Genomic DNA, 12478 nt, shown 5'->3' with positions numbered 1-12478 from the left:
ACGACGGCCGAGCCCATAGCGCATCGCGTCGCGATGCATCGACTCTGCGTGCCACATGTTTTGCCCCCTGCTTGCCCGGCTTCCCGACGGGCGCTGCGCCTTGTTGCGCGAGTGAGAAAACCGCCGTGGCAGCCGGTCGGGCAGCCGCGGTTCCTGACCTCCCCACCCGGCAGACTCCCTGGCCCTGCCCGGCGGTCCTGCCCCTCGAATCCCTGAATCACGTGGGCAGGCAGCGCGATATTCTTGCCCACAGCCACCGACACTTGTCAAGGATCCCGATAATGCGCCAGAGTTATATCGCCGGCCGGGGGCCAAGTGCCGGCGCCTATCCCAGGGGGAAAATCGTATGTCGGAACCCTTTCTCGGGCAGATAATGCCCGTGGCGTTCAACTTCGCGCCGAAGAACTTCGCTTTCTGCAACGGTCAGTCGATGTCCATCCAGCAGAACACCGCGCTCTTTTCGCTGTTGGGTACGTTCTACGGTGGCAACGGCACGACCAATTTCCAGCTTCCGGACCTGCGTAGCCGCACGCCCCGGGGATCCACCAATGGCAGCAACATGGGTGATCGCCAGGGGCTGGAGAGCGTGACCCTGCTGACGTCACAGATTCCCCAGCACGCACACGTTTTCGGCGGCACCACCGCCGACGGCTCAACGCGTATCCCACAGGGCAACGTGCTGCTCGGCAAAACCGGCACGCAGAATGTCTACGGTGCTTCAAGCGGAGCGCAGGTGCCCTTGAACGTGCTTGATGCCAGCGGGCAGACGCAGCCACACGCGAACCTGCAACCGTATCTGGTCATCAACTTCTGCATCGCACTTTATGGAATCTACCCTTCGCGCGGCTGACCGGAGTTTCTGCCATGTCTCAACCCTTTGTTGGCGAAGTCCGTCTGTTTCCCTACAACTTCGCGCCGGCGGGCTGGTTCGATTGTGATGGCCGACTGCTGCCCATTTCCGAATACGACGTGCTGTACACCTTGCTGGGCACCACCTACGGTGGCGATGGTGTGAACACCTTCGGCCTGCCCAACCTCTGCGGGCGCGTACCGGTTCACCAGGGCACCGGCATTGGCCTCGGCACCTATGTGCTTGGCCAGGCAGGCGGCAGCGAATCGGTCACCCTGACCACCGCGCAGCTGCCCGCGCATACCCATGCGCTCAATGCGGTGAACTCGGCAGCCACGTCGGCGGCACCCGGGCCGGCACTGCAGCTCGGCGCGGTCAGTGGCGACACGCTGTATACCGACAGCACCACCGACCTTGGCAGTGGCACCCTGGTGGCAGCATCGGTGAGCGCGATCGGCGGCGGCCAGCCACACGACAACACCATGCCCTCGCTGGTCGCCCGCTACTGCATCGCATGGGCAGGCGTCTTCCCATCGCAAGGCTGACGATCATCGACCGCCTACCAGGACCCCTATCATGAGCGATCCCTTTACCGGCGAAATCCAGATTTTCGGCTTCAACTTCGCCCCTTACAACTGGGCGATGTGCCAAGGACAGCTGATGCCGATCCAGCAGAACACCGCGCTGTTCTCACTGCTGGGAACGACCTTCGGTGGCAACGGCACCAGCAACTACCAGCTGCCGAACTTCACCAACAACATCGCATGCGGCCAGGGCAGCGGCCCGGGCCTGTCGCAGCGCGACATGGGCGAGACCTTTGGCAGCGACAATGTCACCCTGTTGATCAACGAGATGCCCAACCACACCCATGGCGCACGCATCTACAACCAGCCCGACACTGCGCATCGCAGTGGCATACCTGGCAATGGAAATGCACTGATCACGCCGGAGTCGAGTCCGATCCTGGCCGTGACACCGACAGTCAACAGTACCTTCCCGCTGACGACGGTGGGCGTCGCGGGTGGGAGTCTGCCGCATGAGAACCGGCAGCCCTATCTCGCCCTGAACTTCTGCATCTGCCTGTCGGGCGTCTTCCCGCAGCGGCCATGACGTCGAACGTGGCACTGGCCTTTCCCTCGCTGCGGGCAGCCTGGCTGCCCGCAGCGAGGGACGGTCTTCCCGCAGGTGTGAGCGTGCGCGAAGCACAGGATGGCGACCTGCCCTTCCTGCAGCGGCTCTATGCCGAATCACGTGCGGCCGAGCTGGCCAATGTGCCGTGGCCGGACGCCTTGCGCCAGGCGTTCCTCGACAACCAGTTCGCGCTGCAGCACCTGCACTACACCCGGCATTACCAGCCTGCGCACTATCTGCTGGTCGAGCAGGCCGGACAGCCGATCGGGCGCCTGTACCTGCATTGCGACGAACACGAAGCCACCCTCATCGATATCGCCCTGCTGGACGCCGTGCGCGGCCGTGGCATCGGCTCGGCCCTGGTGCGCTGGGTACAACGCGCGGCGCATGCGGTGCCGCTGCACAGCGTCGTCCTGCATGTCGCCTGGGAGAATCTGGCCGCGCGCCGTCTCTACGAACGGCTCGCGTTCCACACCGAAGGCGATACCGGCAGCCACCTGCGCATGCGCTGGGTGGCGACAGCGGTCAGTTGAACAGTGCCTGGTAGATGAAGCCGGTCCGATCGCGCGCGATCGGCACCAGGAAAATGCCGAACTCGCCGAGCCCATGGTGGCGCATGGTGTAGGTGCGCTGCGGGAACAGCACCGCCGATTCATTGCGGAACAGCAACGAGAACGGTGCGCGCATCTGGCCGGCAATCTGCCGATCAGGCATCGGCGCGGCTTCCACCAGCACGAAGGGGACACCGGTGTTCTCGATGTCGGCGCTGAACGTTTCGTTGAGATGACCTGCGAACTGGTCCAGCTGGAAAAAGTGCATGCGTCCCCTCCCCCGGTTGACGTCGAGCATGCCGAAGCGGCAACGCGCTTTCAATGGGGCCTGCGCCACCGCCTGCCGGGCGCGGATGGGGGATACTCGCCCTTGCGCTCACCGGCGCGCCCAAGGACTGAGCCGATGCGTATCTGCCTGCTGCTTCTCGCCCTGTCCGGACCGCTGCTGGCCGCCGATGGCCCGCCATCGGCGCCGGCGGCCACTGCGCTGCCGGAGGTACCGCTGCCCCCTTCGCTGGATCGCGTACTGCGCGACTACGAGCAGGCGTGGCACACGGGCGACGCCAAGGCGCTGGCCGGGTTGTTCGCCGAGGATGGCTTTGTGCTGCAGAGCAACCAGCCGCCGGTGCGCGGCCGCAGTGCGATCGAGGCCGCATATGCCGGACAGGGCGGCAGTCCGTTGCGGCTGCGTGCGTTGGCGTACGCGGTGGACGGGAATGCGGGCTACATCATTGGTGCCTACCGCTACGGCAACAACGTGGGGGACACCGGCAAATTCACGCTGACGCTGAAGCGCGTGGGCGATGGGCCGTGGTTGATCTTCTCGGACATGGACAACACCAGCGCGCCACCACGGGCGCGGTGATCGCTGCCGCCGGGCGCCAACCAAGGTTGGCAGCGACCAGAAGCGGGTTCGGCAGTAGATCCACGCCATGCGTGGATGGGTCGCGCACATAAAAAAAACCCCGGCACGTGCCCGGGGTTCTTCGATTCACTTGAACAGCGTGTCCGGATATTCCGGTTTCTGTTCCCGCGCCAGCAATGCGCGCAGCCCTTCTTCCGGCGTCTGCTCGCCGTGCAGCACGGCACGCACGCGGTCGGAGATCGGCAGGTCGATGCCATGGCGGCGCGCCTGTCGCATCACTTCGTCGGCGGTCTGCACCGACTCGACCACCTGGCCGATTTCGCGCACGGCATCCTGCAGCGTCTGGCCGCGGCCCAGGGCCAGGCCCAGGCGACGGTTGCGCGACAGGTCGCCGGTGCAGGTCAGCACCAGATCGCCGAGGCCGGCCAGGCCCATCAGCGTTTCCGGCTTGGCGCCGATCGCAGCGGCCAGGCGCAGCATCTCGTTCAGACCACGGGTGATCAGGCCGGCACGAGCGTTGAGGCCCAGCTGCATGCCATCGGCCACGCCGGTGGCCACCGCCAGCACGTTCTTCATCGCGCCGCCCAGCTCGGCACCGACCATGTCGTCGCCGGTGTAGGCGCGGAACGCCGGGCCATGCATCGCCTCGGCCACCGTCTGCGCGAACTCGGGCACGTCGCCATGCACGGTGATCGCGGTCGGCAGGCCCTGGGTCACTTCCTTGGCGAACGACGGCCCGGTGACGACGGCCAGCGGCACGTCCTCACCCAGCACTTCGCGCGCCACTTCATGCAGGAAGCGGCCCGAACCGGGTTCGAAGCCCTTGGTGGCCCAGGCCACGCCGGCACCGGCCGGACGCAGCGGCGCCAGCGCGCGCACGGTTTCACCGAAGGCATGCGACGGCGTCACCACCAGGATCCAGGCCGCGCCCTCCACCGCCGACGCCAGGTCGGTGGTAGCCCGCAGGCTGTCCGGCAGCGGGATGCCCGGCAGGTAACGCGGATTCTCGTGGCGCTGGTCGATGGCGTCGACCACGGCAGCATCGCGGCCCCACAGCACGGTCGGGTGACCGTGCCGTGCGAGCAGGCTGGCCAGCGCGGTTCCCCAGGAACCGGCGCCAAGCACGGCGATCTTGTCAGCGGGAGTGCTCATCCGTGACGTCGCGGCAGGAATCAGGCGTTGCCGGCCGGCTCGGAGTCAGCCAGCGACGGTGCGTCGCCCTGCTCCTGGCGCTGGCGCAGGGTTTCTGCGTACAGGCCTTCGAAGTTGATCGGCTGCAGGAAGAACGGCGGGAAGCCGCCGGCCTGGATCAGGTCGCTGATCAGCTGGCGCACGTACGGGAACAGGATGTTCGGGCACTGGGTGCCGAGCAGCACGTCGATCGACTGCGGGTCCAGGCCGACCAGGCCGAACACGCCGGCCTGCTTCACTTCGGCCACGTAGGCGGTGCGCTCACCGGCCTGGCAGGTCAGGGTCACGGCCAGCACGACTTCGAAGGCGTTCTCACCCAGGCGCTGCACCTGCTGGTTCAGATTCAGCTGCAGCTCCGGCTGCACCTGGTCATTGAAGATGGTCGGCGCGTTCGGCGACTCGAAGGAGACGTCCTTGACGTAGATCTTCTCGACGGTGAAAGCGGGGCCGGTAGCGGCATCGACCGGCGCAGCGGCGCCGTTGGTGATCTCTTCGGACATTTCCAGTAACTCCAGGTGAATGCAATGAAAACGATGGTCGAACTACTGCGATGGGGGCGGGATCAGGCCCAGACAAGGCCGGATCCGCCACCTGCGACAATCAGTTACGGCCCTTGACCAGCGGCAGCTCGGCCTGCTGCCAGGCGGGGATGCCGCCGTCGAGCACGTAGACCTTCTCGAAACCGGCCTTCTTCAGCGCCTTGGCGGCGGTTTCCGAAGCGTTGCCGCTGCGGCACACCAGCACCACCGGCGACTGCTTGGCGTTGGCAACCAGCTTGTGCTCCGGGCCGAAGGCACTGGCCTGGGCGTTGCGGCTGCCGGCAATGTGGCCCTTCTCGAAGTCACCGCTGGCCGACAGGTCGACCACCACCGTGCCGCCCGCGTTCATCAGCTGGGTCAGTTCGGCGGGCTTGATGCCCTTGAAGCCCCGGAACAGGCGGCGGATCTCGGTGACGATGATGGCCACGGTCAGGCCGACCAGGGCCGCGGACAGCATCGGGTTTCGGCCTGCAAAGGCCAGCAACTCTTCGTAATTCACTCAGGTCACGGGTCGATTAAGCGGGCGCCGATTGTCGCACAAGCCGGACGCGGCCCGTCACTGCCCCTTCCACAGGTCCGGCAGGCCGGCGGTCTGCCACCAGCGCTTGGCCTCCGGGTCCCAGCGCCAGCGCTCGACCACCACCACCGTGCGCTCGGCCTGGGTGTTCTGGTTGATCACCCCGATTTCGACCCGGCGCTCGACCAGGCCGCCATCCAGCGCGGCACTGCTGCGCTCGCGGTAGGACGACACGCGCAGCTGCGCGTAACGGTTGAGCTCGAACTCGGTCGGCGGCTTTTCCTTGCGCAGCTTCGGGTCCAGGTAGCCGATGGCATCGTCCATGCTGCCCCAGCGGATGGTGGCGCCGTAGGCGACCTGGGTCTCTTCCAGCAGCTTGCGCTGCTTGCGGCTCAGGTCGTCGGCCGAAGCCACGGCGCTGACCAGCAGCAGGGAATACATCAGGAACTGGATGAGGCGGCGCATCGGTGGTTTCCCCAGGACGTCAGCCTGCCATCCTACCCTCTGGCGAAGGCAACAAAGCGACCGCTGAACTCGGCCGCAGGCTTGCCATCGGCACCGGGCTGGGTGGCAATGATGCTGATCCGGGCCTTGCGGCGCTGGCGGAAGGTGTTCAGGAAGGCATCCCAGCCGGTGGCTTCGGCCGCTTCGGCATGGGCATGCAGGTCCTCGTAGACCGGCGCCAGGTAGCGCAGGTTGCTGTCGGCCACGTAGACCTCGGCATCGTGGCCAGCCAGGCGCAGGCGCAGGCTGACCAGGGCCCAGCCGGACAGGGTCAGCACCGAGGCCAGGCTGCCGCCGAAGGCGTTGCCCTTGTCGTTGACGTTGGCGGCCAGCGGCGCGGTGATGCGCAGCACGCCGTCAGCATAGCCGTCGAGGCGGATCTGCATGGCGCGCACCGCCGGCATGCAGTCCAGCACGTCCTGCAGGGCGGCCAACGAGGAAGTCAGGGCATCAACGGACATCGGAGCAGCGACCACGACAACGAAGGGCCCGCATAATGCAGGCAATGGTCGACCATACGATACCCACTGGCGCCACCCGTTCCGGCGCGCGCTGGACCCTGATCTCGCTGCGCCCACAGGGCCAGCAGGCGGCGCTGCGCCGCGCCGTTGCGGGGCGGGGCGGACAGGTACTGGCGCTGCCGCCGTGGCGGCTGCAGCGCCTGCACGGCACGCCCGTGCTGCGCCAGCTGCAACGCGCGCTGAACTGCGACCGGGTGGTGTTCACCAGCCCCGCCGCCGTCACCGCCGCAGCATCGCTGCTGGCGCTGGCCGAAGCGCAGCGCAGCCCCTGGCTGACCGTGGGCGAAGGCACCGCGCGCGCGCTGCAGGCGCACGGCGTGGCCGAGGTGCATGCGCCGCAGCGGATGGACAGCGAAGGCCTGCTTGCGCTGCCGGTGCTGGCGGACGTCCGCGGCCTGCGCATCGGCCTGGTGACCGCGCCCGGCGGGCGCGGCCTGATCGCCGCGCAGTTGCAGGCGGCGGGCGCCACGATCGAACGCGCCGACGTCTACCAGCGCCGCCTGCTGCGCCTGCCTCGGCGCACGCTGGCCCGCTTGGCGCATTCAGCCCAGCCGTGGGTGCTGGCCGTGAGCAGTGGCGAAGCGCTGCAGCACGTCTGGCAGCAGCTTCCGCCGGCCGAGCAGCAGCGCCTGCGCGCCTGTGCCCGCGTGGTGGTCGCCAGTGACCGCCTCGGCGAACAGGCGCAGGCGCTCGGCCTGCAGCGCATCACCCGCAGCGCCGGCCCCACCGCTGCGCAGCTGGTGGCCGCTGCACACGCCACGCTCACCGTCCCGGCAGCGACCTGAACAGGGACGTGGATCACGCTTGCCGCTGTCGTCGGCAACAGTGATGCTGTGCACAACGCGGCCAGCCGGACTTCCACCGGCGACGCTGCCGACAAGGAAGCCCGATGAACGACACTCCGCCCGCTCCCCCACCCCATCGACCCGTGCGCTGGCTGCTGCCGCTGGCCGCTGTGGTCGTGCTCGGCGCGGGCGGCTATGCCGGCTGGTACGTCTGGCAGCAGCAACAGCATGAGCAGGAAGCGCAGGCACAGACCACGGCCGTCCAGCTGAAGGGCCTGGAGGCCACGCTGGATGCGCTGCGTCGTGACCAGCGCGCGACCAGCCAGCGCCTGCAGGACGCAGCGACCACCAACCGCGTGCTGCGCGACGAGATGCTGGGCCTCTCCCAGCGCAGCGCGTTGCTGGAAGAGAACCTGGCCAAGCTGGCCGACAGCGCCAACCAGGGCCGCCAGGCGGTGCAGCGCGACGAGGCCGAGCTGCTGCTGACCCAGGCCGCACAGCGCCTGAACTACGCCGACGACGTAGACGGCGCACGTCGCCTGTATGCGCAGGCGGCCACCGCACTGGCCGAACTGCCCGACACTGAGGGACTGAACCTGCGCCAGGCGCTGGTGCAGGAGCGCGAGGCCCTGGATGCACTCGGCAGCGGCCCGCGCGTGCAGGCGCTGCAGCGCCTGGATGCTGTGGCCCAGGCGCTGCAAGGCCTGCCCTCGCAGATCACCGGCACGACCGGCGGCAACGCAGCCAAGCCCTGGTGGCAGGCCACGCTGGCGCCGTTCGTGGACATCACCCCGAGCCGCCAGAACGGCCCGCTGACCGCCGCCGAGCAGCGCACTGCCGACGATGCGCTGCAGCTGGAACTGACGTTGGCCCGTGCCGCCATCGAGCGCGGCGACCGGGCCGGCCGCAATACCGCCCTGGACCGCGTGGAGCACTGGGCACAGCGGCGCTGGCCGGATTCACCAGCCCTGCGCGCGCAACGTGCTGAACTGAAGGCCTTGCGCGAACTGCAGCTGCAGGCCAACGACGCTGTCCTTGGCAGCACCCTGCAACAACTGCGCACCCAGACCGACCGGAGGTAAGCCCGCATGAAACCCCTGCAATCCCTGGTCGTGCTGTTGCTGGCCGTGGCCATCGGCGTGGTGGCCGCGCAATGGCTCGGCGCCGATGACCTGAACCGCTTTGGCGAGGTGACCCTGCGCTACGGCGGCTACGACTACCACAGCAACCTGCCGAAGGTGGCGCTGCTGGCAGTGATCACGGTGCTGGTGCTGTGGCTGCTGTGGAGCCTGATCGCCGCACCGTTCCGCGCCTGGGGCCGCTACCGCCGCAAGCAGGGCCGGGTGCGCCTGATCGACGGCCTGCAGGCCTATGAGCACGGCCAGTGGCAGCGTGCCGAAAAACTGCTGGATGGTGCGGCCAAGGACCCGGAAGTGAGCGCGGTGGCGCTGGCCAATGCGGTGCGCAGCGCACAGGCACGCGCCGACGGCCCCGCCGGCGAAGCACTGCTGCAGCGCCTGGGCGAAAGTGACGCCACCCTGCAGGCGCTGCTGCGCGCCGAACAGCTGCTGGCGCGCGACCTGCCGGTGGATGCGATCAACGCGCTGGACGTGGCGGCGATCCAGCCGCTGCCGCCACGCGGCCTGTGGCTGCGCACCGAGGCACTGGCACAGGCCGGCCGCGCCCACGAGGCGTATGGCCAGCTGGGTGCACTGCGCCAGAGCAAGGTGCTGCCGGCCGAGGCCAGCAGCGAACTGGAAGCGCGGCTGGCTGCGCAGGCGCTGCTGGAAGCGGCCGACGTCAACGCGCTGGCCGCGCAGTGGGAAGCCACGCCGAAGGCGTTGCGCCCGACCCCGGACGTGGTGGGCGCGTATGCCAGCCGCGCCGTGGCGCTGGACTGGGACGAGCCGGCGCTGCTGGCGCTGGAACAGGCCCTGGACCAGCGCTGGGATGACGAACTGGTGGCGCTGTATGGCCGCCTGCCGGCCGAGCGCCTGGCCACCCGCCAGGCCAACCTCGCTCGCTGGCGCAACGTGCATGACGGCTCGGCCGCGCTGCGGCTGGCGCAGGGCCGCGTGGCCCTGGCCCAGCAGCAGTGGGAGGCCGCCGATGCGTTCCTGCACGAGGCCATCGCCGCAGGCGCCGGTGCACCGGCGTGGGAAGCACTCGGTGAACTGTTCGCCCAGCGTGGCGAACACACGCTGGCCGCACAGTGCCTGGCCAATGCGCTGCGCCTGCAGCGCGGCGAGGACAGCGTGGCGCTGGTGCGCGGCAGCGAGGCGCCACTGCGTGCCACCGTGGAAGAGCAGCCGATCGCGGTGCAGCCGCCGGTGTATGACGCCAACGAAGAGCGCGACGAGTTCGGTAATCCGCGGTTGCCGTGAAGCGTGCCGACCAACGGTCGGCACCCACCGATGCAAAAAAGAACGCCGCCCATTGGGCGGCGTTTTCGTACCAGCGCTGCCGGCCAGCAGCCGGCACTACCGTGATGCTCAGCGTTCGACGATCGCCACCACGCCCATGCCGCCGGCGGTGCAGATCGACACCAGCGCGCGGCCACCGCCGCGTTCGGCCAGCTGCTTGGCGGCGGTGGCGATGACGCGGGCGCCGGTGGCGGCGAACGGATGACCGGTGGCCAGCGACGAACCCAGCAGGTTGATCTTGTCCGGGTCGATGCGGCCCAGCGGTGCGTCCAGCCCCAGGCGGTTGCGGCAGTAGTCCTCGCTCTCCCACGCACGCAGGGTGCACAGCACCTGCGCGGCGAAGGCTTCGTGGATCTCGTAGATGTCGAAGTCCTGCAGGGTCAGGCCATTGCGCTTGAGCATTTCCGGCACCGCGATGGTCGGTGCCATCAGCAGGCCTTCGCCATGCACGAAGTCCACTGCCGCCACGTGCGCGTCACGCAGGTAGGCCTGCGGCTCATGGCCATGCGCGCGCGCCCACTCTTCGCTGGCCAGCAGTACCGCAGCGGCACCGTCGGTCAGCGGGGTGGAATTGGCAGCGGTCAGCGTGCCGCGGCCGGAAACCTTGTCGAACGCCGGCTTCAGCGTGGCCAGCTTTTCCAGCGAGGTGTCCGGGCGCAGGATGTTGTCACGCTCGACGCCACGGAACGGTGCGATCAGGTCGTTGAAGAAGCCACGCTCATAGGCGGCGGCCAGCTTCTTGTGCGAGGACACCGCCCACTCGTCCTGCGAGTCGCGCGAGATGTTCCATTCCTTGGCCATGTCCTCGCAGTGGTCGCCCATGCTCTTGCCGGTGCGCGGCTCGGCCACGCCCGGGAACTCGGGCTTGAGCTCGGAGAACTTGAAGCCGGCGGTGAGCGCGCGGATCTTGTCGCCGGTGCTCTTGGCGCGGTTGGCGGCCAGCAGGCGTGCACGCAGCTTCTTGCCGTAGACGATCGGCACGTCGGAGGTGGTGTCCGAACCGCCACCGATGCCCGATTCGATCTGGCCCAGCGCGATCTTGTTGGCCACGGTGATGATGCTGTCCAGCGAAGTGCCGCAGGCGCGCTGCAGGGTGATGCCCGGGGTCAGCGGCGACAGGCCGGAGGACAGCGTGGCCTCACGGCCCAGGTTCCAGTCGCTGGAGTGCTTGATCACCGCACCCATCGCCACTTCGCCCAGCTGCTGGCCGTGCAGGCCGAAACGTTCGACCAGCGCGCCCAGCGTACGGACCGACATGCCGAGGTTGCCGACATCCGAATACGCGGTGTTCTGGCGGCAGAACGGAATGCGGACGCCACCGAGGATGGCGACGGGACGAGCGTTGGGCATGGAGATACCTGGCATGGATGAGGGTGTCTGCAACATGGCCTGCACGGCGGAGCAGGCATAATGGAGCCAAGTGTAGCTGCCGCCCTGTGATGGGCCAACCGTGGAACCATGAGCAAACCCGACCCCGCGATGAATGCCCTTGGCGTGCTGGCCCTGGAACTGGCCGGCGGCGAAATCCCCCGCCAGGCGGTACTCAGCGCTGAACAGGCCGGTGAACTGGCCGAACGTGTCGGCCGTGACCTGTCCAAGCTGGTGCCACAGGTCGCCGAACTGGACCTGGTGTTCGCCGCCGCGCATTTCGACCCGGCCGAAGTCCTGCGTCCGGGCTGGCCGATCCATCGCCGCCTGGAAGAACTGCAGATGCGTGCCCCGGGCCGCAACCAGGGCCCGCGCCTGCTGGCCTTCGGCACCGATGCCGCAGGCGATGTGCCGCTGCCGTTCCAGGCCGATGCGACCCTGGTGGGGGGCGGCCTGCGCGTGGTGCCGTTCCTGCTGACCGGCAGCGACGTGGCCACCACCCATGCCGTGGCCGAGGCGCTGGAAGACACCCTGCTGGCCAACGGCATGGCGCATGCCGATACCGCGCTGATGGCGCAGAACGCCTTCGGGGCCCGCATCGAGCACGCGCGCTATTTCACCGTGAACGACCTGGCCGCGATGATGTCGATGCAGTACGACAACCAGGGCCTGGCCGCGCTGTGGCCGCTGATCGAGACCGCGATCATGGCGCCGGGCGAAGATGAGTGGCTCAATGCCGCGCCCGAGCCGTTGCTGCGCTATACCCATGGCGAGGCACGCATGGCGCTGTTCGATCCGGCCGGTTGGTGCGCGTACTACAACCACAGCAAGAACGACTGCGACCGCCTGCAGGGCATCTACGAGCAGTTCCTGATGCGCCAGCGGCAGATGGCCGCGGTGCTGGAAGCGCATGGCGTGCCGGTGCTGTTCGTGCACTGCGAGGCCGGCCAGGACGCCCGCGAGCTGCTGGCGCGCTGAAGACGGGTAGTGCCGGCTGCTGGCCGGCAACGTCCGGATCTGCGATTGCCGGCCAGCGGCCGGCACTACCCATAAAGAATGAAAGAACGCCGGCTTGCGCCGGCGTTTCCCGTTTCCAGCAGAAATGGCCGCAGTGTTGTTCGTGCACTGCGAGGCCGGCCAGGACGCACGCGAGCTGCTGGCGCGCTGAAGGACGGGTAGTGCCGGCCGCTGGCCGGCAACGTCCGGATCTGCGATGGCCGGCCAGCGGCCGGC

At 68.3% G+C, this 12478-nt stretch carries 16 protein-coding genes; 9 read left to right on the top strand and 7 right to left on the bottom strand.

Annotated elements, in window-relative coordinates:
• The first annotated feature begins 346 nt into the window (after window positions 1-346).
• The 4 genes from AC5P9C_RS14525 to AC5P9C_RS14510 are packed head-to-tail and all read left to right on the top strand — an operon-like array spanning window position 347 to window position 2514.
• Window positions 347-850 (top strand): phage tail protein, encoded by a 504-nt coding sequence (locus tag AC5P9C_RS14525; protein WP_049470832.1) that lies wholly within the window; start codon window positions 347-349, stop codon window positions 848-850.
• 14 nt (window positions 851-864) lie between these two features.
• Window positions 865-1395: a phage tail protein gene (locus AC5P9C_RS14520; RefSeq protein ID WP_103283215.1), complete on the top strand. Its 531-nt coding sequence runs from the start codon at window positions 865-867 to the stop codon at window positions 1393-1395.
• Between the two features lie 31 nt (window positions 1396-1426).
• Window positions 1427-1960: a phage tail protein gene (locus tag AC5P9C_RS14515; protein ID WP_343540908.1), complete on the top strand. Its 534-nt coding sequence runs from the start codon at window positions 1427-1429 to the stop codon at window positions 1958-1960.
• Complete coding sequence (locus AC5P9C_RS14510) at window positions 1957-2514, top strand: GNAT family N-acetyltransferase (RefSeq protein ID WP_239505234.1); 558 nt, start codon at window positions 1957-1959, stop codon at window positions 2512-2514. The genes AC5P9C_RS14515 and AC5P9C_RS14510 overlap by 4 nt, the downstream gene beginning before the upstream one ends.
• On the opposite strand, the gene AC5P9C_RS14505 is transcribed toward AC5P9C_RS14510, so the two are convergent.
• Window positions 2507-2800 carry a DUF6916 family protein gene (locus AC5P9C_RS14505; protein WP_049470820.1) on the bottom strand — a complete coding sequence of 98 codons (294 nt, stop codon included), beginning with the start codon at window positions 2798-2800 and terminating at the stop codon, window positions 2507-2509. The two genes, AC5P9C_RS14510 and AC5P9C_RS14505, sit on opposite strands and share 8 nt — an antisense overlap.
• A gap of 135 nt (window positions 2801-2935) precedes the next feature.
• Between AC5P9C_RS14505 and AC5P9C_RS14500 the strand changes: the two genes are divergently transcribed.
• Window positions 2936-3397, top strand: coding sequence for a YybH family protein (locus AC5P9C_RS14500; protein WP_074725812.1), 462 nt, complete (start codon window positions 2936-2938; stop codon window positions 3395-3397).
• A gap of 126 nt (window positions 3398-3523) precedes the next feature.
• Here the strand turns inward: AC5P9C_RS14500 and AC5P9C_RS14495 are convergent, their stop codons facing one another.
• The 5 genes from AC5P9C_RS14495 to AC5P9C_RS14475 form a co-directional block, all read right to left on the bottom strand.
• A complete protein-coding gene (locus AC5P9C_RS14495; protein WP_021204061.1) occupies window positions 3524-4549 on the bottom strand; it encodes an NAD(P)H-dependent glycerol-3-phosphate dehydrogenase in 1026 nt (341 codons plus the stop codon).
• A gap of 20 nt (window positions 4550-4569) precedes the next feature.
• Window positions 4570-5088, bottom strand: coding sequence for a protein-export chaperone SecB (secB, locus tag AC5P9C_RS14490; RefSeq protein ID WP_005407596.1), 519 nt, complete (start codon window positions 5086-5088; stop codon window positions 4570-4572).
• Window positions 5089-5188: 100 nt separating this feature from the next.
• Complete coding sequence (locus AC5P9C_RS14485; RefSeq protein ID WP_005420930.1) at window positions 5189-5626, bottom strand: rhodanese-like domain-containing protein; 438 nt, start codon at window positions 5624-5626, stop codon at window positions 5189-5191.
• Between the two features lie 57 nt (window positions 5627-5683).
• The gene (locus AC5P9C_RS14480; protein ID WP_049470818.1) at window positions 5684-6109 is read right to left on the bottom strand and encodes a hypothetical protein; all 426 of its coding nucleotides are present in this window, start codon (window positions 6107-6109) and stop codon (window positions 5684-5686) included.
• A 32-nt stretch (window positions 6110-6141) separates the two neighbouring features.
• Entirely contained in the window at window positions 6142-6609 is a 468-nt protein-coding gene (locus tag AC5P9C_RS14475; RefSeq protein ID WP_049470815.1) for a YiiD C-terminal domain-containing protein, read from the bottom strand.
• Between the two features lie 35 nt (window positions 6610-6644).
• Here AC5P9C_RS14475 and AC5P9C_RS14470 point away from each other — a divergent pair, with 35 nt between their 5' ends.
• From AC5P9C_RS14470 to AC5P9C_RS14460, 3 genes are all read left to right on the top strand, one after another.
• Window positions 6645-7454 carry a uroporphyrinogen-III synthase gene (locus AC5P9C_RS14470; protein WP_074725813.1) on the top strand — a complete coding sequence of 270 codons (810 nt, stop codon included), beginning with the start codon at window positions 6645-6647 and terminating at the stop codon, window positions 7452-7454.
• Window positions 7455-7558: 104 nt separating this feature from the next.
• Entirely contained in the window at window positions 7559-8536 is a 978-nt protein-coding gene (locus AC5P9C_RS14465) for a uroporphyrinogen-III C-methyltransferase (protein WP_343540904.1), read from the top strand.
• 6 nt (window positions 8537-8542) lie between these two features.
• Window positions 8543-9838: a heme biosynthesis HemY N-terminal domain-containing protein gene (locus tag AC5P9C_RS14460; protein WP_414615131.1), complete on the top strand. Its 1296-nt coding sequence runs from the start codon at window positions 8543-8545 to the stop codon at window positions 9836-9838.
• A gap of 108 nt (window positions 9839-9946) precedes the next feature.
• Here AC5P9C_RS14460 and AC5P9C_RS14455 read toward each other — a convergent pair whose 3' ends face one another.
• On the bottom strand, window positions 9947-11242 hold the full coding sequence (locus tag AC5P9C_RS14455) for an acetyl-CoA C-acetyltransferase (protein ID WP_005420942.1): 1296 nt from the start codon (window positions 11240-11242) through the stop codon (window positions 9947-9949).
• A gap of 93 nt (window positions 11243-11335) precedes the next feature.
• Between AC5P9C_RS14455 and AC5P9C_RS14450 the strand changes: the two genes are divergently transcribed.
• A complete protein-coding gene (locus AC5P9C_RS14450; RefSeq protein WP_053461823.1) occupies window positions 11336-12223 on the top strand; it encodes a hypothetical protein in 888 nt (295 codons plus the stop codon).
• Window positions 12224-12478 lie beyond the last annotated feature (255 nt).

Source organism: Stenotrophomonas sp. YJH_SMC_10, assembly GCF_059371555.1.
This window is presented reverse-complemented; position numbering and strand designations above follow the sequence as displayed.

What these genes read in the sequence shown, in the direction of transcription:
- secB (WP_005407596.1), bottom strand. Translation starts at nt 5,088, where the DNA reads ATGTCCGAAGAGATCACCAACGGCGCCGCTGCGCCGGTCGATGCCGCT.
- AC5P9C_RS14465 (WP_343540904.1), top strand. Translation starts at nt 7,559, where the DNA reads ATGAACGACACTCCGCCCGCTCCCCCACCCCATCGACCCGTGCGCTGG.
- AC5P9C_RS14480 (WP_049470818.1), bottom strand. Translation starts at nt 6,109, where the DNA reads ATGCGCCGCCTCATCCAGTTCCTGATGTATTCCCTGCTGCTGGTCAGC.
- AC5P9C_RS14500 (WP_074725812.1), top strand. Translation starts at nt 2,936, where the DNA reads ATGCGTATCTGCCTGCTGCTTCTCGCCCTGTCCGGACCGCTGCTGGCC.
- AC5P9C_RS14505 (WP_049470820.1), bottom strand. Translation starts at nt 2,800, where the DNA reads ATGCACTTTTTCCAGCTGGACCAGTTCGCAGGTCATCTCAACGAAACG.
- AC5P9C_RS14510 (WP_239505234.1), top strand. Translation starts at nt 1,957, where the DNA reads ATGACGTCGAACGTGGCACTGGCCTTTCCCTCGCTGCGGGCAGCCTGG.
- AC5P9C_RS14470 (WP_074725813.1), top strand. Translation starts at nt 6,645, where the DNA reads ATGCAGGCAATGGTCGACCATACGATACCCACTGGCGCCACCCGTTCC.
- AC5P9C_RS14455 (WP_005420942.1), bottom strand. Translation starts at nt 11,242, where the DNA reads ATGCCAGGTATCTCCATGCCCAACGCTCGTCCCGTCGCCATCCTCGGT.
- AC5P9C_RS14450 (WP_053461823.1), top strand. Translation starts at nt 11,336, where the DNA reads ATGAGCAAACCCGACCCCGCGATGAATGCCCTTGGCGTGCTGGCCCTG.
- AC5P9C_RS14525 (WP_049470832.1), top strand. Translation starts at nt 347, where the DNA reads ATGTCGGAACCCTTTCTCGGGCAGATAATGCCCGTGGCGTTCAACTTC.
- AC5P9C_RS14475 (WP_049470815.1), bottom strand. Translation starts at nt 6,609, where the DNA reads ATGTCCGTTGATGCCCTGACTTCCTCGTTGGCCGCCCTGCAGGACGTG.
- AC5P9C_RS14495 (WP_021204061.1), bottom strand. Translation starts at nt 4,549, where the DNA reads ATGAGCACTCCCGCTGACAAGATCGCCGTGCTTGGCGCCGGTTCCTGG.
- AC5P9C_RS14460 (WP_414615131.1), top strand. Translation starts at nt 8,543, where the DNA reads ATGAAACCCCTGCAATCCCTGGTCGTGCTGTTGCTGGCCGTGGCCATC.
- AC5P9C_RS14515 (WP_343540908.1), top strand. Translation starts at nt 1,427, where the DNA reads ATGAGCGATCCCTTTACCGGCGAAATCCAGATTTTCGGCTTCAACTTC.
- AC5P9C_RS14520 (WP_103283215.1), top strand. Translation starts at nt 865, where the DNA reads ATGTCTCAACCCTTTGTTGGCGAAGTCCGTCTGTTTCCCTACAACTTC.